Origin of the sequence: Pseudomonas aestiva, assembly GCF_039908605.1 — a bacterium.
GTDB classification, from domain to species: domain Bacteria; phylum Pseudomonadota; class Gammaproteobacteria; order Pseudomonadales; family Pseudomonadaceae; genus Chryseomonas; species Chryseomonas aestiva.
The window spans coordinates 2,200,001-2,217,226 of sequence record NZ_CP150916.1 but is presented as its reverse complement, the minus strand read 5'-3'; the positions used below and the strand labels follow the sequence as shown (position 1 = coordinate 2,217,226).

The 17,226-nt window shown below is 61.1% G+C and carries 15 protein-coding genes, 3 tRNA genes and 2 rRNA genes (1 of these 20 running past the window's edge); 11 read left to right on the top strand and 9 right to left on the bottom strand.

Translation table 11 applies throughout. The annotated features are described in order from the left end of the window. Positions 1 to 73: 73 nt before the first annotated feature. From AABM56_RS10325 to tcyN, 5 genes are all read left to right on the top strand, one after another. A complete protein-coding gene (locus AABM56_RS10325) occupies positions 74 to 727 on the top strand; it encodes a 7-cyano-7-deazaguanine/7-aminomethyl-7-deazaguanine transporter (RefSeq protein ID WP_133861823.1) in 654 nt (217 codons plus the stop codon). 68 nt (positions 728 to 795) lie between these two features. Further along, on the top strand, positions 796 to 1,788 hold the full coding sequence (locus AABM56_RS10320) for a D-cysteine desulfhydrase (RefSeq protein WP_263259262.1): 993 nt from the start codon (positions 796 to 798) through the stop codon (positions 1,786 to 1,788). Between the two features lie 112 nt (positions 1,789 to 1,900). Beyond that, complete coding sequence (gene tcyJ / locus AABM56_RS10315; RefSeq protein ID WP_133861825.1) at positions 1,901 to 2,698, top strand: cystine ABC transporter substrate-binding protein; 798 nt, start codon at positions 1,901 to 1,903, stop codon at positions 2,696 to 2,698. Beyond that, positions 2,695 to 3,369, top strand: a complete 675-nt coding sequence (tcyL, locus tag AABM56_RS10310; RefSeq protein WP_133861826.1) for a cystine ABC transporter permease — start codon at positions 2,695 to 2,697, stop codon at positions 3,367 to 3,369. Before tcyJ ends, tcyL begins: the two co-directional genes overlap by 4 nt. Continuing rightward, entirely contained in the window at positions 3,366 to 4,130 is a 765-nt protein-coding gene (gene tcyN, locus AABM56_RS10305) for an L-cystine ABC transporter ATP-binding protein TcyN (RefSeq protein ID WP_347884067.1), read from the top strand. Before tcyL ends, tcyN begins: the two co-directional genes overlap by 4 nt. Here the strand turns inward: tcyN and epsC are convergent. Beyond that, complete coding sequence (gene epsC, locus AABM56_RS10300; RefSeq protein WP_007161852.1) at positions 4,121 to 5,065, bottom strand: serine O-acetyltransferase EpsC; 945 nt, start codon at positions 5,063 to 5,065, stop codon at positions 4,121 to 4,123. The genes tcyN and epsC overlap by 10 nt on opposite strands. Before the next feature lie 116 nt (positions 5,066 to 5,181). Between epsC and sseA the strand changes: the two genes are divergently transcribed. From sseA to AABM56_RS10270, 6 genes are all read left to right on the top strand, one after another. After that, a complete protein-coding gene (sseA, locus tag AABM56_RS10295; protein WP_133861828.1) occupies positions 5,182 to 6,033 on the top strand; it encodes a 3-mercaptopyruvate sulfurtransferase in 852 nt (283 codons plus the stop codon). Between the two features lie 158 nt (positions 6,034 to 6,191). Continuing rightward, positions 6,192 to 6,755 carry an alkyl hydroperoxide reductase subunit C gene (gene ahpC / locus AABM56_RS10290; RefSeq protein ID WP_007161854.1) on the top strand — a complete coding sequence of 188 codons (564 nt, stop codon included), beginning with the start codon at positions 6,192 to 6,194 and terminating at the stop codon, positions 6,753 to 6,755. Between the two features lie 83 nt (positions 6,756 to 6,838). Then, positions 6,839 to 8,398: an alkyl hydroperoxide reductase subunit F gene (gene ahpF / locus AABM56_RS10285; protein WP_347884066.1), complete on the top strand. Its 1,560-nt coding sequence runs from the start codon at positions 6,839 to 6,841 to the stop codon at positions 8,396 to 8,398. Positions 8,399 to 8,611: 213 nt separating this feature from the next. Further along, the gene (locus AABM56_RS10280) at positions 8,612 to 9,277 is read left to right on the top strand and encodes a gamma-glutamylcyclotransferase (protein ID WP_133861830.1); all 666 of its coding nucleotides are present in this window, start codon (positions 8,612 to 8,614) and stop codon (positions 9,275 to 9,277) included. Beyond that, positions 9,274 to 9,501, top strand: a complete 228-nt coding sequence (locus tag AABM56_RS10275) for a TIGR02450 family Trp-rich protein (protein WP_133861831.1) — start codon at positions 9,274 to 9,276, stop codon at positions 9,499 to 9,501. Before AABM56_RS10280 ends, AABM56_RS10275 begins: the two co-directional genes overlap by 4 nt. A gap of 126 nt (positions 9,502 to 9,627) precedes the next feature. Then, the gene (locus AABM56_RS10270) at positions 9,628 to 9,888 is read left to right on the top strand and encodes a hypothetical protein (RefSeq protein WP_007161858.1); all 261 of its coding nucleotides are present in this window, start codon (positions 9,628 to 9,630) and stop codon (positions 9,886 to 9,888) included. Between the two features lie 42 nt (positions 9,889 to 9,930). On the opposite strand, the gene AABM56_RS10265 is transcribed toward AABM56_RS10270, so the two are convergent. From AABM56_RS10265 to AABM56_RS10230, 8 genes are all read right to left on the bottom strand, one after another. After that, positions 9,931 to 10,017, bottom strand: a tRNA-Leu gene (locus AABM56_RS10265). A 107-nt stretch (positions 10,018 to 10,124) separates the two neighbouring features. Continuing rightward, positions 10,125 to 10,198, bottom strand: a tRNA-Cys gene (locus AABM56_RS10260). A 36-nt stretch (positions 10,199 to 10,234) separates the two neighbouring features. Continuing rightward, positions 10,235 to 10,310 (bottom strand) — tRNA-Gly (locus AABM56_RS10255). A 60-nt stretch (positions 10,311 to 10,370) separates the two neighbouring features. Next, entirely contained in the window at positions 10,371 to 10,931 is a 561-nt protein-coding gene (gene pgsA, locus AABM56_RS10250; protein ID WP_133861891.1) for a CDP-diacylglycerol--glycerol-3-phosphate 3-phosphatidyltransferase, read from the bottom strand. Positions 10,932 to 10,962: 31 nt separating this feature from the next. Continuing rightward, positions 10,963 to 12,789 carry an excinuclease ABC subunit UvrC gene (uvrC, locus tag AABM56_RS10245; RefSeq protein ID WP_133861892.1) on the bottom strand — a complete coding sequence of 609 codons (1,827 nt, stop codon included), beginning with the start codon at positions 12,787 to 12,789 and terminating at the stop codon, positions 10,963 to 10,965. Position 12,790: 1 nt separating this feature from the next. Beyond that, entirely contained in the window at positions 12,791 to 13,435 is a 645-nt protein-coding gene (uvrY, locus tag AABM56_RS10240; protein ID WP_133861893.1) for a UvrY/SirA/GacA family response regulator transcription factor, read from the bottom strand. A gap of 744 nt (positions 13,436 to 14,179) precedes the next feature. Then, positions 14,180 to 14,295, bottom strand: a 5S ribosomal RNA gene (gene rrf / locus AABM56_RS10235). 158 nt (positions 14,296 to 14,453) lie between these two features. Continuing rightward, positions 14,454 to 17,226, bottom strand: a 23S ribosomal RNA gene (locus tag AABM56_RS10230) (it continues 120 nt past the right edge of the window).

The following is a 17,226-nucleotide window of genomic DNA, read 5'->3' as shown; positions in this document are numbered from 1 at the left end:
CATATCCGTAGAATGTCGCCCCGCCTCCGCGCCCTGGGTTCCCTCACCCCAGGTAACCAAAAAAGGACTGCCCATGCCTGCCTTGCTTGCCACCCCACAGCGTGCCCTCGTGGCCGCGCTCGTCGCTTTCCACATCCTCATCATCATCGCCAGCAACTACCTGGTGCAGTTGCCGCTGCAGCTGTTCGGCTGGCACACCACCTGGGGTGCCTTCAGCTTCCCCTTCATCTTCCTGGCCACCGACCTCACCGTGCGGGTGATGGGCAAGGCGGCGGCGCGTCAGGTCATCGCCCGGGTGATGCTGCCGGCGCTGGTGGTCTCCTATGGGGTTTCCGTGCTCTTCCAGGACGGCAGCTTCCAGGGCTGGATGGCGCTGGCCGCCCTCAATGTCTTCGTCCTGCGCATCTCCCTGGCAAGCTTCTGCGCCTATGTGCTCGGCCAGTTGCTCGACATCCAGGTGTTCGACCGCCTGCGGCGCTCGCGCCACTGGTGGCTGGCGCCGACGGTCTCGACTCTGTTCGGCAACGCCCTCGACACCCTGGCGTTCTTTTCCATCGCCTTCTGGCGCAGCGACAATCCCTTCATGGCCAGCCATTGGCCGGAGATCGCCCTGGTCGACTACGGGGTCAAGCTGACGGTCAGCCTGCTGCTCTTCGTGCCGCTCTACGGCGTGCTGCTGCGCTCCCTGGTACCCCTGGCCTGGGCACGGCGCCCGGACCTTGCCTGAGTGCAGGATTGCTGCCAGGCGCGGCTTGCCCCTAGAGTGAAGCCCCCTTCACTGCCCCGGGTTCCGCCATGCTCGCCACCGCCCTCGCCCGCTTTCCGCGCCTGACGCTGCAATCCTCGGCGACCCCGCTGGAGGTCCTGCCGCGACTGTCGGCAGAGCTGGGCCGACCGGTCTACTGCAAGCGCGACGACACCACCAGCCTAGCCCTGGGCGGCAACAAGGTGCGCAAGCTGGAGTACCTGGTCGCCGCGGCGCTGGCCGCCGGCGCCGACACCCTGGTGACCGCCGGCGCCATCCAGTCCAATCATGTCCGTCAGACTGCAGCCGTCGCCGCGCAGCAGGGGCTGGCCTGCGTCGCCCTGCTGGAAAATCCCATCGCCACCACGGCTCCCGGCTATCTGCACGGCGGCAATCGTCTCCTGCTCGAACTCTTCGGCGCCGAGGTCAGGGCCGTCGCCGCCCTCGATGATCCGGTCAGCCAGCTGGAAGCCGCAGCCGAGCGCCTGCGCCAGCAAGGGCGCAAGCCCTGGGTGATTCCCATTGGCGGCTCGAGCGCCCTGGGCGCCCTCGGCTACGTCCGTGCCGGCCTGGAACTCGACGCTCAGCTGCACGAACTGGAGCTGCAACCCGCTGCCGTCATCCTCGCCTCCGGCAGTGCCGGCACCCAGGCCGGTCTGGACCTGGCCCTCCACCATCTGCGACCGGAGTTGCCGGTGATCGGGGTCACCGTCTCCCGCACCGAGGCCGAACAGCTGCCCAAGGTCGCCCTGCTGCGACAACAACTGGCCGAGCTGTTGGGCGTCACCCTGCCTCAGGATCCGCTGCAGCTGCGTGATGGCTATTTCGGCCCCCGCTATGGCGAACCCAATCCCGGCACCCTGGCGGCCATCCGCCGGCTGGGCCGGCTGGAAGGTCTGGTGCTCGACCCGGTCTACACCGGCAAGGCCATGGCCGGCCTGCTGGACATGGTAGCCACCGGCGCTTTGCCGCCCGGCCCCCTGGTATTCCTGCACACCGGCGGAGCCCCGGGTACCTTCGCCTATGGCGACTGGTTGGCCTGATCGGCTAGCCAAGTCCCTGGGCGATGGCATAACGTCAGCAGTTTTCGGACTTGGGATGTCAGAACAGACACCCCCATAGTGGCGCACCCTCATAACCTCAAGGATTTCCTCCATGCGCAAAGCTCTCCCCCAGCGTCTGTTCCGTAGCGCCGCCCTGCTGCTCGCCCTGGGCCTGGCCCATCAGGCCACCGCCCAGGCCGAAGACCTCCTGCAGACCGTCAAGCAGCGTGGCGAACTGGTCGTCGGCCTGGAAGGCACCTATCCGCCCTTCAGCTTCCAGAACGAACAGGGCCAGCTGACCGGCTTCGAAGTGGACTTCGCCAAGGCGCTGGCCAAGGAACTGGGCGTCGACGCCAAGATCCAGCCCGGCAAGTGGGATGGCCTGCTGGCAGCCCTGGAATCCCGTCGCCTGGACGTGGTGATCAACCAGGTCACCATCAGCGAGGAGCGCAAGAAGAAATACGATTTCTCCACCCCCTACACCGTCTCCGGCATCCAGGCCCTGGTGCGCAAGGACGATGTGGACAGCATCAAGACTGCCGCCGACCTCGCCGGCAAGAAGGTCGGCGTCGGCCTGGGTACCAACTACGAGCAGTGGCTGCGCCAGAACGTACCCAAGGCGGACGTGCGCACCTACGAAGACGATCCGACCAAGTACCAGGATCTGCGCGTCGGCCGTATCGACGCCATCCTCGTCGACCGCCTGGCCGCCCTGGAATTGCTGTCCAAGACCAAGGACAAGCTGGCCCTGGCCGGTGAGCCTTTCAGCCGCCAGGAATCGGGCATCGCCGAGCGCAAGGGCGATCCGGAATTCCATGCCGCGGTCGACCAGGCCATCGCCAAGCTGCGCGCCGACGGCACCCTGGCCAAGATCTCCGAGAAGTGGTTCAAGGCTGACGTCACCCAATGAGCGACACGCTACAGCTCCTGCTCGATTCGCTGCCCTTCCTGCTGAAGGGCGCGATCTGGACAGTGGTCCTGAGCCTCGGCGGCATGTTCTTCGGACTGCTGCTGGGTTTCGGCCTGGCCCTGCTGCGCCGCTCCCGGAGTCTGCCGCTGCGTAGCCTGGCGCGGCTGTACATTTCGTTTTTCCGGGGTACGCCACTGCTGGTGCAGCTGTTCGTCATCTACTACGGCCTGCCCGAGCTCGGTCTCCAGCTCGATCCGCTGCCGGCGGCGCTGATCGGCTTCTCGCTGAACATGGCGGCCTACACGGCAGAGATCATCCGCTCGGCCATCGGCGCCATCGACCGCGGCCAGTGGGAAGCCGCCGCCAGCATCGGCATGACGCCCCTGCAGACCCTGAGGCGCGCCATCCTGCCCCAGGCGCTGCGGATCGCCCTGCCACCGCTCGGCAACAGCTTCATCTCGCTGGTCAAGGACACCTCGCTGGCGGCCACCATCCAGGTGCCTGAGCTGTTCCGCCAGGCCCAGCTGATCACTGCCCGCACCTTCGAGATTTTCAGTATGTACCTGGCCGCAGCGCTGCTCTACTGGGTGCTGGCCAGCCTGCTGTCCACCCTGCAGAATCGCCTGGAGCGACACTACGGGCGTCACATCAACGAGCGAGGCCCGTCATGATCGAGGTGCAGGGGCTGTCCAAGTCCTTTCAACAGCAGACCGTGCTCCAGGCCATCGACCTCCAGGTGGCCCAGGGCGAGGTGGTCGCCATCATCGGCCCCAGCGGCTCGGGCAAGACCACCCTGCTGCGCTGCCTCAATCTGCTGGAGACCCCGGACGCCGGCAGCATCCGCCTGGGTGAGCTACGTATCGATGCCAGCCGGCCGCTCAAGGCCCAGCAGGGCACCATTCGCCAGTTGCGGCAGAGCATGGGTTTCGTCTTCCAGAACTTCAATCTGTTTCCCCATCGCACCGCGCTGGAGAACGTGATCGAAGGGCCCATCATCGTCCAGGGCGAAGCGCGCGAGACCGCCAGCGCCCGCGGTCGCGAGCTGTTGGCCAAGGTCGGGCTGGCCGACAAGGCGGATACCTATCCCGGGCAGCTGTCGGGTGGCCAGCAGCAGCGGGTCGCCATCGCCCGGGCGCTGGCCATGCGTCCCCAGGCCATCCTCTTCGACGAGCCCACCTCGGCGCTGGATCCCGAGCGGGTCGGCGAGGTGCTCGAGACGATCCGCGGGCTGGCCCAGGAGGGTCGTACCCTGGTGATCGTCACCCACGAGATGGCCTTCGCCCGCGACGTCGCCCACCGGGTGCTGTTCATGGACGCTGGCCGCATCGTCGAACAGGGCCCGGCAGCCGAGCTGTTCAATCAGCCGCGTGAAGAACGAACCCGGCGCTTCCTGGCCAAGTTCGTTCGCGACAGCGCCGCCGACTACTCCTGAGCCAGGCCGGCACAGCCCTGCAGGCTGGCCTGGCTGACGTTGCTGTTGGCCGGCACGCCATGGGTCAGCCAGACGTTGCCGCCAATGGTCGAACCCTGGCCGATGGTGATGCGCCCGAGGATGGTCGCCCCGGCATAGATCACCACGTCGTCCTCGACGATGGGATGGCGCGGGTGGCCCTTCTTGAGATTGCCCTCAGCATCGGCCGGGAAGCGCTTGGCGCCCAGGGTCACGGCCTGATAGATGCGCACCCGGTCGCCGATGATGCAGGTCTCGCCGATCACCACGCCCGTGCCATGATCGATGAAGAAGCCTTCGCCGATCTGGGCGCCCGGGTGGATGTCGATCCCGGTCGCCGAATGCGCCCGCTCGCTGACCATCCGCGCCAGCAGCGGCAGGCCGCTGCGATAGAAGTGATGGGCGATGCGGTGATGGATCATGGCGTAGATGCCCGGATAGCACAGCAGTACCTCGTCCACGCTGCGCGCAGCGGGATCGCCCTGGTAGGCGGCGATCACGTCGGTATCCAGCAGGCGGCGCAGATCCGGCAGCGCCAGGGCAAAGGCCTGTACCAGCCGGCGCGCCTCATCGGCGCGATTGACGCCGTTCTCGCCACGCTGCTTGGCGAAATAGTCCAGCTCCAGCTTCGCCTGGATCACCAGGGCATTGAGCGCTCGCTCCAGCTCGAAGCCGACATAGAAGTCCTCGCTTTCCTGGCGTAACTGATCCGGCCCGAGGCGCAGCGGAAAGAGCGCCCCGCTGAGGGATTCGATCACGCTGGCCATGACGCTGCGCGACGGCAGCTCGCGGCCACTGAATTCGCGAAAACGTCCATGGGTCTCGCGCCATTGACTGCGCGCCTCATGCAGTTCACCGACGATGCGCCCTAGTTGCCAGTCGTTGCCGCCCGTGGATTGCCCGTTAAGTTCGCTCATAAGTCATCTATCCAGTTGCCAGGCTGCCGAGGATAAAGTATCCGCTGGTCCCTGACAGCCCACGTCGCGCCAGGCGCGCTAAGCTGTCGCCCTTTGCCCATCAAGGAGCGCCACCCATGATCGCTTCCCCGCTGGTCACCGCCGCCTGGCTGCACGAGCAACTCGGTCGCCCGGACCTGCTGATCCTCGATGCCAGTCTCTATCTGCCCAATGAACCCCAGATCGCCGACGAGACCTATCGGCAGCAGCACATCCCCGGCGCCCTGCGCTTCGATATCGAATACTTCTCGGACCCGGACACCGCGCTGCCGCACATGGTCCCCAGCGCCGGGCGCTTCGCCCGCCTGGCCGGCGAACTGGGCGTCACCCCGGAGACCACCCTGGTCGTCTACGACCAGAAGGGTCTCTTCTCCGCCGCCCGGGCCTGGTGGCTGTTCCGCCTGTTCGGCCATGACCAGGTGCTGGTGCTCGATGGCGGCCTGCCGCTCTGGCGTGAACAGGGCCTGCCGCTGGAGGCCGGTGAAAACCTGCCCAGCCCGCAATCACCCTACCCCGTCATCTTCAACAACCGCCTGCTCTGCGGCCTGGGCGATGTGCAGACCGCGCTCAGCGTGGGCCAGACCCAGGTGCTCGACGCGCGCGGCGCCAAACGCTTCACCGGCGAGATCGCCGAGCCGCGCCCGGGCGTCGCCTCCGGTCATATGCCCGGCAGCCAGAATCTGCCCTACGACAGCCTGCTGACCGACAACGGCACCCTGCTGCCACCCCAGGAGCTGCGCCAGCGCTTCCAGGCCCTGGGTATCGATGGCCTGCATCCGGTGATCACCAGCTGCGGCAGTGGGGTCACCGCCACGGTGCTGCTGCTCGCCCTCAGTGTCGCCGGCTTTCCGGATGGCCGACTCTATGACGGTTCCTGGAGCGAATGGGGTCAGCATCCCGCCACGATCAAGGTCCTGGGCGCTGCCTGAGGTTTGGCTAAGGTACTGATTTCCTTCATAACCTGTAGTATTCGATAGAGGCGCCTAATCGTCAGCATCGCCTTTAACAATGAGGTGAATCGTCAAAATGCGATTAGTATGCGTCCTATCGATTTCAACCCTGACTTAAACCCATCAAGGAGTCATCAATGTCCCTGATCAACACCGAAGTGAAGCCTTTCACCGCGACCGCCTACCACAATGGCAAATTCGTCCAGGTGACCGAGGCCGATCTGAAGGGCAAGTGGTCCGCCATCGTGTTCTACCCGGCTGACTTCACCTTCGTGTGCCCCACCGAGCTGGAAGACCTTGCTGACCTGTACCCCGAGTTCCAGAAGCTGGGCGTAGAGATCTATGGCGTGTCCTGCGACACCCACTTCGCCCACAAGGCCTGGCACGACACCTCGGAAGCCATCAAGAAGGTCAACTACCCGCTGGTAGGCGATCCCACCGCTCGCCTGGCACGCAACTTCGAAGTGCTGATCGAAGAAGAAGGCCTGGCCCTGCGTGGCACCTTCCTGATCAACCCGGAAGGTCAGATCAAGCTGTGCGAAATCCACGACAACGGTATCGGCCGTGATGCCAGCGAACTGCTGCGCAAGGTCCGCGCCGCCCAGTACGTCGCCAACCACCCGGGCGAAGTCTGCCCGGCCAAGTGGAAAGAAGGCGAAGCGACCCTGACCCCCTCGCTGGACCTGGTCGGCAAGATCTAACGCCCGCCTGATCTAGCCCGAGCGCCCGGGCGCCTTGCCCGCGCGCTCTTTTTTTGCCCATTTTTTACGGAAGCCACGTCGCCATGTTGGACGCAAATCTGAAAGCCCAGCTCAAGACCTACCTCGAACGCGTCACGCGCCCCATCGAGATCGTCGCGTCCCTCGACGATGGCGCGAAGTCCCGTGAAATGCACAGCCTGCTGCAGGATATCGCCAGCCTGTCCGATCAGGTCAGCCTCAGCACCGACGGCAGCGATGAGCGTCGTCCCTCCTTCGCCCTGCTGACCCCCGGTCAGAACATCGACCTGCGCTTCGCCGGTCTGCCCATGGGCCACGAATTCACGTCCCTGGTCCTTGCCCTGCTCCAGGTCGGCGGTCATCCGTCCAAGGCCAGCCAGGACGTCATCGAGCAGGTCAAGGCCCTCGACGGCAACTACCAGTTCGAAACCTACTTTTCCCTGTCCTGCCAGAACTGCCCGGACGTGGTGCAAGCCCTTAATCTCATGGCCGTGCTCAATCCCCGGGTCAAGCACGTGGCCGTCGACGGCGCCCTGTTCCAGGACGAAGTCGAGCGCCGCCGGATCATGGCCGTGCCCAGCGTCTACCTGAACGGCGAACCCTTCGGCCAGGGCCGCATGGGCCTGGAAGAGATCGTCGCCAAGCTCGACACCGGTGCCGCCGCCCGCTCCGCCGACAAGCTCAAGGCCAAGGACGCCTTCGACGTCCTGGTCATTGGTGGCGGCCCCGCTGGTGCTGCAGCAGCCGTCTATGCCGCGCGCAAGGGCATCCGCACCGGCGTCGCCGCTGAGCGCTTTGGTGGCCAGGTGCTGGATACCCTCGCCATCGAGAACTTCATCTCCATCAAGGAGACCGAAGGCCCGAAGCTGGCCATGGCGCTCGAGGAGCACGTCAAGCAGTACGAAGTCGACATCATGAACCTGCAGCGCGCCGAGCAGCTGATTCCGGCGCACGACGCCGGCGGTCTGCACGAAGTACGCTTCGCCGATGGCGGCTCGCTCAAGGCCAAGACGCTGATCCTTGCCACCGGTGCCCGCTGGCGTGAGATGAACGTGCCGGGTGAGCAGGAATACCGTAACCGCGGCGTAGCCTACTGCCCGCACTGCGACGGCCCCCTGTTCAAGGGCAAGCGCGTCGCCGTGGTCGGCGGCGGCAACTCGGGAGTCGAGGCAGCCATCGACCTCGCCGGCATCGTCGCCCAGGTGACCCTGATCGAGTATGACGGCCAGCTGCGTGCCGACGCCGTGCTGCAGCGCAAGCTGTTCAGCCTGCCTAACGTCACCGTCATCACCAGTGCGCTCACCAGTGAAGTCAAGGGTGACGGCCAGAAGGTCAACGGCCTGGTCTACAAGGACCGCAATTCCAGCGAGTTCCACCACATCGACCTGGAAGGCGTCTTCGTGCAGATCGGTCTGGTACCCAACACTGACTGGCTCAAGGGCACCGTGGAGCTGTCGCCACGTGGCGAGATCGAAGTGGACGCGCGCTGCCAGACCTCCCTGCCCGGCGTGTTCGCGGCGGGCGACGTCACCACCGTGCCCTACAAGCAGATCATCATCGCCTTGGGCGAAGGCGCCAAGGCCTCCCTGGCCGCCTTCGATCACCTGATCCGCACCAGCGCCTGATCAATCTGACGCTCCACTCCAAGCCCGACACCTGTCGGGCTTTTTTTCGTCTGGTGCTTTTTCCCCAGGCGTTGGCATGGTTCTCGCTGCAACCTAACCAGGCGTCATAAAGATGGGCACGAACGGTCTAGGAGTTCTTCCCGGACTTTCGTTAGGATCTTGGTGCCGGGTCCCTAGACCTGGCAGCTTCAGCGGTTGAGGACCAGGCGACAAATGCACAGACAGATTTCTTCCAGCATCCACGATTCCTATCCCCCCAAGCTGGCGCCCGCCACCCCGCTCACCCATCCGGAACTCGTAGCCTCTCTGGAGGCCACCCTGGCCCAGCGCCAATCCGGCCCGGTGTGGCTGTTCGCCTACGGCTCGCTGATCTGGCGCCCCGAGTGCCCCGCGGTCGACGTTCGCCGGGCGCGGGTGCACGGCTATCACCGCGGTCTCTATCTCTGGTCCCAGCTGCATCGCGGCACCCCCGAACAACCTGGCCTGGTACTGGGCCTGGATCGCGGCGGCTCCTGCTCGGGCTTCGCCTACCAGTTGCCCGAGGATCAGCTGGACGACCATCTGCTGGCCCTCTGGAAACGCGAAATGCCGGATGGCTCCTACCGTCCTCGCTGGCTGCAATGCCACCTGGAAGACGGTAGCAAGGTCCAGGCGCTCGGCTTCGTGCTGAAACGCAATCTACCCTGCTATGCCGGCAGCCTGCCCGATGACATCCTCAATCGCGTCCTGACCGAAGCCTGCGGCCATTTCGGCACCACCCTGGAGTACGTCGAACGCACCATCACGGCGCTCAGGGCTCACGCCATGCCCGATCGGAACCTGGAAGCCCTGCTGCAACGTTATCGCAGCGCACCACTGCTGGAGGCCATGCAAGGATGAAGCAGCGCCAGATCAATCCCAGCAAGCTGCTGCTCAGCAAATGGACGGCCGTCCAACCACGCGAACGGCAGAAGCATTTCATCGTGACCCGGGTGCATACCCCTGAAGTCGAGACCGATCCCATCTCGCAGATAGATATACAAGCCGTTCTCACTCGTCGTACCTGGACGCTGGACTGGCACGAGTTGCAGGATGCAGAATGCTGGCTGCAAGGCTGGCAATAAAACTCCGAAAGCAGGGCCGGAATTTTGCGACTAGCATCGCGATATGACGGCACGTTTCTGCAAAGGTGAAACCCTGTAGCAGCCAATGCTGTCACAGTGCCACCTTTGAACAGGAAGCTCTTCCGGATGACCCTCTATGTCGAACTCGCCAGCGCCTTCAACACCCTGAAAGGCGGATTCGAACCCCTGCGCTGCGTGATCTCCACGCGAGATCAACGTGCCTACGATGTCGAAGTCTTCTCTCGTAGCGGTCAGTCGGTACTCAATCGCCCCATCGCCCGCACCGAATTGCTCGACGCTGCCATGCTCGAAGCCTTCATCCTCGACAGCCGCTCACGCATCGAGCGCGACGCGGATGAAACACCCTACTGGACGATTCCCTCCTAAACGAAAAAGGCCACTCACGCATGAGTGGCCTTTTCATTTGGATGGTGCCCGAGGCCGGAATCGAACCGGCACGACGGTTAAGTCGAGGGATTTTAAGTCCCTTGTGTCTACCAGTTTCACCACTCGGGCAGAACCGAATCCTCAGACGACCGGATTCGTAGAACCTGATCCAGTATTCACACATCCCTGGATGATGAAAAGCCCCGTAGACCAGGGATCTACGGGGCTCTCAATAGTGGAGGCCGAGGTCGGAATCGAACCGGCGTACACGGATTTGCAATCCGCTGCATGACCACTCTGCCACCCGGCCTCAAACCTGAATGTCTTGCGACACTCATGTAAAACATGGAGCGGGAAACGAGACTCGAACTCGCGACCCCGACCTTGGCAAGGTCGTGCTCTACCAACTGAGCTATTCCCGCTTGGTGACGGGCGCCATTCTATCTGAGCTACCCTTCATGTCAAGCCATTGATTCAAAAACTTATTTCTTTTTCTCGGCGCTCATCAGATGCGGCCAGGCCGCCATCAGATAGGTGCACATGGACCACAGCGTCAGTGCCGCCGCGACGATGAGCAAGGCGTAGCCACTGATTACCCAGAAGGTCATCTGCGGTGGATTGGCCAGCAGGATGACCAGGGCCAACATCTGCGCCGCAGTCTTCCATTTGCCCAGATTGGAGACCGCGACCTGGGCACGGGCACCCAGCTCGGCCATCCACTCCCGCAGCGCCGATACGACGATCTCGCGCCCGACGATGATGACGGCGGGCAGCGTCAGCCAGGCGTTGGCGTGCTCCTGCACGAGCAATACCAAGGCTACGGCGACGATGAGCTTGTCCGCTACCGGATCCAGAAAGGCACCAAAGGGCGTGCTCTGCCCCAGCCGCCGCGCCAGATACCCATCCAGCCAGTCGGTCGCGCAGGCAATCGCGAAGACGGTGCTAGCGGTCCAGTAGCTCCAGTGGACTGGCAGGTAGAACAGGATGACGAACAGGGGAATAAGGAAGACGCGCAGTACGGTAAGCAGATTTGGAATATTCATTGGCGCGGCTGTTGGTGAACGTGAGGCGATTCTACTCGCTGTGCAAGGCGGCATAAATCTGCTCGGCCAGCTTTTTGCTAATGCTGGGCGCTTTGGCAATTTCCTCGATGCTGGCGCGCTGCAATTCGCGAAGCCCACCAAAGTGTTTCAGGAGTTCCTGACGACGCTTGGGCCCGATACCGGCAACCTCTTCCAGGGAGGAGGTCCTGCGCGCCTTGCCGCGACGCGCGCGATGCCCGGTAATAGCGAAACGGTGCGCCTCATCACGGATCTGTTGAATGAGGTGCAGCGCGGGCGAATGAGCCGGCAGGGTGAATTCGTTGGAAGGATCGTCCAGATAGAGGACCTCGAGGCCAGGCTTGCGGGTGACGCCTTTGGCCACCCCCAGCAAAACCAGATCCGGCACGGCGAGCTCCCTGAGCACCTCACGGGCCATGGCCAACTGGCCCTTGCCGCCATCCACCAGCAGGATGTCTGGCAACTTGCCCTCTCCCGCTTTCAGCCGACTGAAGCGACGCGTCAGCGCCTGATGCATCGCCGCATAGTCGTCGCCAGCCGTTACGCCTTCGATGTTATAGCGACGATAGTCCGATTTGAGCGGCCCTTCCGGTCCGAAGACTACACAGGACGCCACGGTCGCCTCGCCACTGGAGTGACTGATATCGAAACATTCCAGCCGTTGCGGTGGTTCGGGCAGATCCAGCGCCTGGACCAGGGCGTCGAAACGCACACCCATGTGCTGCCGATTGGCCAGACGCGTATTCAACGCCTGCTCTGCATTGGTTACCGCCAACTGCTGCCAGCGTGCCCGGGTCCCGCGGACGCGATGCGCGATGACCAGCTGCCGCTTATGGACTTCGGCAAAGGCATCGATCAGGGTAGCGAAGTCCTCATGGACGGAATTGACGATTATCTCATCCGGCAGATCCCGTTCCAGGTAAGCGAGATAGTACTGCTCCAGGAAGGCGACTAGCACCTCACTGGAATCCTCTTCGATCCCCACCTCCGGAAAGAAATTCTTGCTGCCCAGCACCCGACCGCCGCGGACACTGACCAAGTGGACACAGGCACCGCCGGGGTTGACGAGGGCAGCGATGACATCGACGTCGCCGGTGCCACCTTCGATACTCTGCTGGTCCTGCACACGCCTGACCAGGGCTACCTGGTCACGTAGCTCAGCAGCGCGCTCGAATTGCAGATTGACCGAGGCACTCTCCATCTTGACTTGCAGCTCTTCGGCCAGGGCATTGCTGCGCCCCTCGAGAAACATGGCGGAATGGCGAACGTCCTCGCCATATTCCTGCTCACTTACCAGCGCAACACAGGGTCCTTTACATCTCTTGATCTGGTACTGCAGACAGGGCCGCGTACGATTGCGAAAGTAGTTGTCATCGCACTGGCGCACTTGGAAGGCTTTCTGCAGCAGATTGAGACTTTCGCGGATGGCACCGGCACTGGGATAGGGCCCGAAATAGCGTCCCTTTCCTCTCTTCTCACCGCGGTGAATGGTCAGCCGAGGATACTTATCCTCGGTGGAAAGATAGACGTAGGGATAGGACTTATCATCCCGCAACAGGATGTTGTAGGGCGGACGCCACTGCTTGATGAGGTTTTGTTCCAGCAGGAGCGCTTCGGTCTCGTTGCCGGTGATGGTGGTCTCGATCTGGGCGATCTTGGACACCATGGAAGCCGTCTTGGGCGCCAAGCCGGTCTTTCTGAAGTAACTCGAAAGGCGGTTCTTGAGGTTCTTGGCTTTACCTACGTAGAGGAGCTTGCCGCCCTCATCGAACATCCGGTAGACGCCCGGACGTCCACTGCAACCTGATAAAAAGGCCGCAGCATCGAAAGATTGACTCATATCAACTCGTTGCATCTACCATGCCGTGGCGAACAGCCAACATGGCCAGTTCGACATCGCTGGTAATCGATAATTTCTCGAAGATCCGATAGCGATAGGTGTTGACGGTCTTGGGGGACAAACAAAGCTTGTCGGAAATAACCTGGACTTTCTGGCAGCCCGCGATCATCAGCGCGATCTGAATCTCACGCTCGGACAGCTGATCGAACGGCGACGCTTCGGCCTTGGACTGGAAGGGCTTCAAGGCGAGCTGCTGAGCAATCTGCGCACTGATGTAGCGCCGACCGGCAAAAGCCTGCTTGATGGCGGTGATCATCTCTTCGATGTCAGCACCCTTGGTCAGATACCCGGCAGCGCCCGCCTGGAGCAGACGTGTCGGAAAGGGATCTTCCTCACAGGCCGTGACGACAACCACCTTCAGGTCAGGCCGAGTGCGCAGGAGCTTACGCGTAGCTTCCAGCCCACCAATACCGGGCATACGGACGTCCATCAAGACGACATCCGGCTCGAGCTCACGGGCCAGCATCAAGGCATTTTCGCCACTGTCTGCCTGGCCGACGACCTGGATTCCTGCTACATCCGCGAGCATCCGTACGATGCCGGTACGAACAAGATCATGGTCGTCGACAACTAGCACCTTGATCAAAATCGAATCCCCTTCGCTTGCGCTTTCATCGCTTGCGTCACCTGAGCACCTGTCCGCGGATCCTAACGTTCAAGAGATAGGATCCTAGGCCACGCTAGAAATTTAATTGGTCATGCAAAGAAAAAAGGGGTACGACGCTTCGCACCCCTTGCCTACCGGCCTTAGGCCATTGGGCATTGTATACCGAAAAGGTTAAGGAAAATGTACCAGATCAGAATCATTCCCGGTCAGGTTACCGGTGGCCATGATGGTTCTCTGACTGGCTGCTGCAGTCGATCTTGGCCAGCGTGCTTTTGCCGACTCGCTATGTCGGCAGCGGGCAGCTCGACGGCTGCATAAGCAATAGGAGTCTGCCCTGGCGGCCATTTTTTCAGGTCTATCATGCCTGCGGCGACCTCAAGGCGTTGGGCTTCGCAAGCTCAGCGCCAAACTACGATGATTCTGTGCCGCGCTTCCAACACAACAGCCCGGCGCAGCCGGGCTGTTGTGGCTCTTGAGCTCTTGCAGACTTAAAGCTGCACCGCCTAGCAGGCACTGCTCCAACGCCGCCGCCGCGCCCTTTTGGTCCCCTCTCCCCCGGGAGAGGGCTAGGGTGAGGGCACCCTCAGCTACGTAGCTTCAGGCTTCCACTAGCCGATTATCCGCTCCCAGCGCTCAAGCGCCCTGACGCCCGGCCAAACTTTTCCCGCCCCAAAGACAACACCCCCGCCAGAATGAACTGAGCGGGGGTGCTGGGTGTTAGGCGCTTGACGATGACCTACTCTCACATGGGGAAACCCCACACTACCATCGGCGATGCATCGTTTCACTTCTGAGTTCGGGAAGGGATCAGGTGGTTCCAATGCTCTATGTTCGTCAAGCAATTCGGTTGGCTGACCAGGCGATAGAGCTGCCTGGCTGGCCCAATTGGGTCTGTGATCGAAGTAGACAACTCGTCTTGGGTCTTGCGAACCCACGCGCCGGTTTTCGGCGTCGTCTTCCTCACGCTCTGACCACGGTCAGATTGTTTGGGTGTTATATGGTCAAGCCTCACGGGCAATTAGTATCGGTTAGCTCAACGCCTCACAGCGCTTACACACCCGACCTATCAACGTCGTAGTCTTCGACGGCCCTTCAGGAAGCTCAAGGCTCCAGTGAGATCTCATCTTGAGGCAAGTTTCCCGCTTAGATGCTTTCAGCGGTTATCTCTTCCGAACGTAGCTACCCGGCAATGCCACTGGCGTGACAACCGGAACACCAGAGGTTCGTCCACTCCGGTCCTCTCGTACTAGGAGCAGCCCCTCTCAAATCTCAAACGTCCACGGCAGATAGGGACCGAACTGTCTCACGACGTTCTAAACCCAGCTCGCGTACCACTTTAAATGGCGAACAGCCATACCCTTGGGACCGGCTTCAGCCCCAGGATGTGATGAGCCGACATCGAGGTGCCAAACACCGCCGTCGATATGAACTCTTGGGCGGTATCAGCCTGTTATCCCCGGAGTACCTTTTATCCGTTGAGCGATGGCCCTTCCATACAGAACCACCGGATCACTAAGACCTACTTTCGTACCTGCTCGACGTGTCTGTCTCGCAGTCAAGCGCGCTTTTGCCTTTATACTCTACGACCGATTTCCGACCGGTCTGAGCGCACCTTCGTACTCCTCCGTTACTCTTTAGGAGGAGACCGCCCCAGTCAAACTGCCCACCATACACTGTCCTCGATCCGGATAACGGACCAGAGTTAGAACCTCAAGATTGCCAGGGTGGTATTTCAAGGATGGCTCCACGCAGACTGGCGTCCACGCTTCAAAGCCTCCCACCTATCCTACACAAGCAAGCTCAAAGTCCAGTGCAAAGCTACAGTAAAGGTTCACGGGGTCTTTCCGTCTAGCCGCGGATACACTGCATCTTCACAGCGATTTCAATTTCACTGAGTCTCGGGTGGAGACAGCGCCGCCATCGTTACGCCATTCGTGCAGGTCGGAACTTACCCGACAAGGAATTTCGCTACCTTAGGACCGTTATAGTTACGGCCGCCGTTTACCGGGGCTTCGATCAAGAGCTTCGCTTGCGCTAACCCCATCAATTAACCTTCCGGCACCGGGCAGGCGTCACACCCTATACGTCCACTTTCGTGTTTGCAGAGTGCTGTGTTTTTAATAAACAGTCGCAGCGGCCTGGTATCTTCGACCGGCATGAGCTTACGGGGTAAACCCTTCACCCTCACCGGCGCACCTTCTCCCGAAGTTACGGTGCCATTTTGCCTAGTTCCTTCACCCGAGTTCTCTCAAGCGCCTTGGTATTCTCTACCCGACCACCTGTGTCGGTTTGGGGTACGGTTCCTAGTTACCTGAAGCTTAGAGGCTTTTCCTGGAAGCATGGCATCAACCACTTCTCCTTCTAAAAGAAGGATCGTCATCAGCTCTCGGCCTTAACTGTCCGGATTTACCTAAACAGTCAGCCTACCACCTTAAACTTGGACAACCAACGCCAAGCTGGCCTAGCCTTCTCCGTCCCCCCATCGCAGTAACTAGAAGTACGGGAATATTAACCCGTTTCCCATCGACTACGCCTTTCAGCCTCGCCTTAGGGACCGACTCACCCTGCGTCGATTAACGTTGCGCAGGAACCCTTGGTCTTTCGGCGTGCGAGTTTTTCACTCGCATTGTCGTTACTCATGTCAGCATTCGCACTTCTGATACCTCCAGCAAGCTTCTCAACTCACCTTCACAGGCTTACAGAACGCTCCTCTACCGCATCACCAAAGGTGATACCCGTAGCTTCGGTGCCTGGTTTGAGCCCCGTTACATCTTCCGCGCAGGCCGACTCGACTAGTGAGCTATTACGCTTTCTTTAAAGGGTGGCTGCTTCTAAGCCAACCTCCTAGCTGTCTAAGCCTTCCCACATCGTTTACCACTTAACCAGGACTTTGGGACCTTAGCTGACGGTCTGGGTTGTTTCCCTTTTCACGACGGACGTTAGCACCCGCCGTGTGTCTCCCATGCTCGGCACTTCTGGGTATTCGGAGTTTGCATCGGTTTGGTAAGTCGGGATGACCCCCTAGCCGAAACAGTGCTCTACCCCCCAGAGTGATACATGAGGCGCTACCTAAATAGCTTTCGAGGAGAACCAGCTATCTCCGAGCTTGATTAGCCTTTCACTCCGATCCACAAGTCATCCCCTGCCTTTTCAACGGAAGTGGGTTCGGTCCTCCAGTCAGTGTTACCTAACCTTCAACCTGCTCATGGATAGATCGCCCGGTTTCGGGTCTATTCCCAGCGACTAAACGCCCTATTAAGACTCGCTTTCGCTACGCCTCCCCTATTCGGTTAAGCTCGCCACTGAAAATAAGTCGCTGACCCATTATACAAAAGGTACGCAGTCACCCAACAAAGTGGGCTCCCACTGCTTGTACGCATACGGTTTCAGGTTCTATTTCACTCCCCTCTCCGGGGTTCTTTTCGCCTTTCCCTCACGGTACTGGTTCACTATCGGTCAGTCAGGAGTATTTAGCCTTGGAGGATGGTCCCCCCATATTCAGACAGGGTTTCTCGTGCCCCGTCCTACTCGATTTCATTGATAAGAGCGTTTCGCGTACAGGGCTATCACCCACTATGGCCGCCTTTTCCAAAGCGTTCCGCTACTCTCAAATCAACTTAAGGGCTGGTCCCCGTTCGCTCGCCACTACTAAGGGAATCTCGGTTGATTTCTTTTCCTCAGGGTACTTAGATGTTTCAGTTCCCCTGGTTCGCCTCTTAACCCTATGGATTCAGGTTAAGATACCTAGCTTATGCTAGGTGGGTTTCCCC

What these genes read in the sequence shown, in the direction of transcription:
- AABM56_RS10275 (WP_133861831.1), top strand. Translation starts at nt 9,274, where the DNA reads ATGAAGCAGCGCCAGATCAATCCCAGCAAGCTGCTGCTCAGCAAATGG.
- AABM56_RS10280 (WP_133861830.1), top strand. Translation starts at nt 8,612, where the DNA reads ATGCACAGACAGATTTCTTCCAGCATCCACGATTCCTATCCCCCCAAG.
- ahpF (WP_347884066.1), top strand. Translation starts at nt 6,839, where the DNA reads ATGTTGGACGCAAATCTGAAAGCCCAGCTCAAGACCTACCTCGAACGC.
- sseA (WP_133861828.1), top strand. Translation starts at nt 5,182, where the DNA reads ATGATCGCTTCCCCGCTGGTCACCGCCGCCTGGCTGCACGAGCAACTC.
- pgsA (WP_133861891.1), bottom strand. Translation starts at nt 10,931, where the DNA reads ATGAATATTCCAAATCTGCTTACCGTACTGCGCGTCTTCCTTATTCCC.
- tcyL (WP_133861826.1), top strand. Translation starts at nt 2,695, where the DNA reads ATGAGCGACACGCTACAGCTCCTGCTCGATTCGCTGCCCTTCCTGCTG.
- epsC (WP_007161852.1), bottom strand. Translation starts at nt 5,065, where the DNA reads ATGAGCGAACTTAACGGGCAATCCACGGGCGGCAACGACTGGCAACTA.
- AABM56_RS10320 (WP_263259262.1), top strand. Translation starts at nt 796, where the DNA reads ATGCTCGCCACCGCCCTCGCCCGCTTTCCGCGCCTGACGCTGCAATCC.
- AABM56_RS10270 (WP_007161858.1), top strand. Translation starts at nt 9,628, where the DNA reads ATGACCCTCTATGTCGAACTCGCCAGCGCCTTCAACACCCTGAAAGGC.
- tcyJ (WP_133861825.1), top strand. Translation starts at nt 1,901, where the DNA reads ATGCGCAAAGCTCTCCCCCAGCGTCTGTTCCGTAGCGCCGCCCTGCTG.
- AABM56_RS10325 (WP_133861823.1), top strand. Translation starts at nt 74, where the DNA reads ATGCCTGCCTTGCTTGCCACCCCACAGCGTGCCCTCGTGGCCGCGCTC.
- ahpC (WP_007161854.1), top strand. Translation starts at nt 6,192, where the DNA reads ATGTCCCTGATCAACACCGAAGTGAAGCCTTTCACCGCGACCGCCTAC.
- uvrC (WP_133861892.1), bottom strand. Translation starts at nt 12,789, where the DNA reads ATGAGTCAATCTTTCGATGCTGCGGCCTTTTTATCAGGTTGCAGTGGA.
- tcyN (WP_347884067.1), top strand. Translation starts at nt 3,366, where the DNA reads ATGATCGAGGTGCAGGGGCTGTCCAAGTCCTTTCAACAGCAGACCGTG.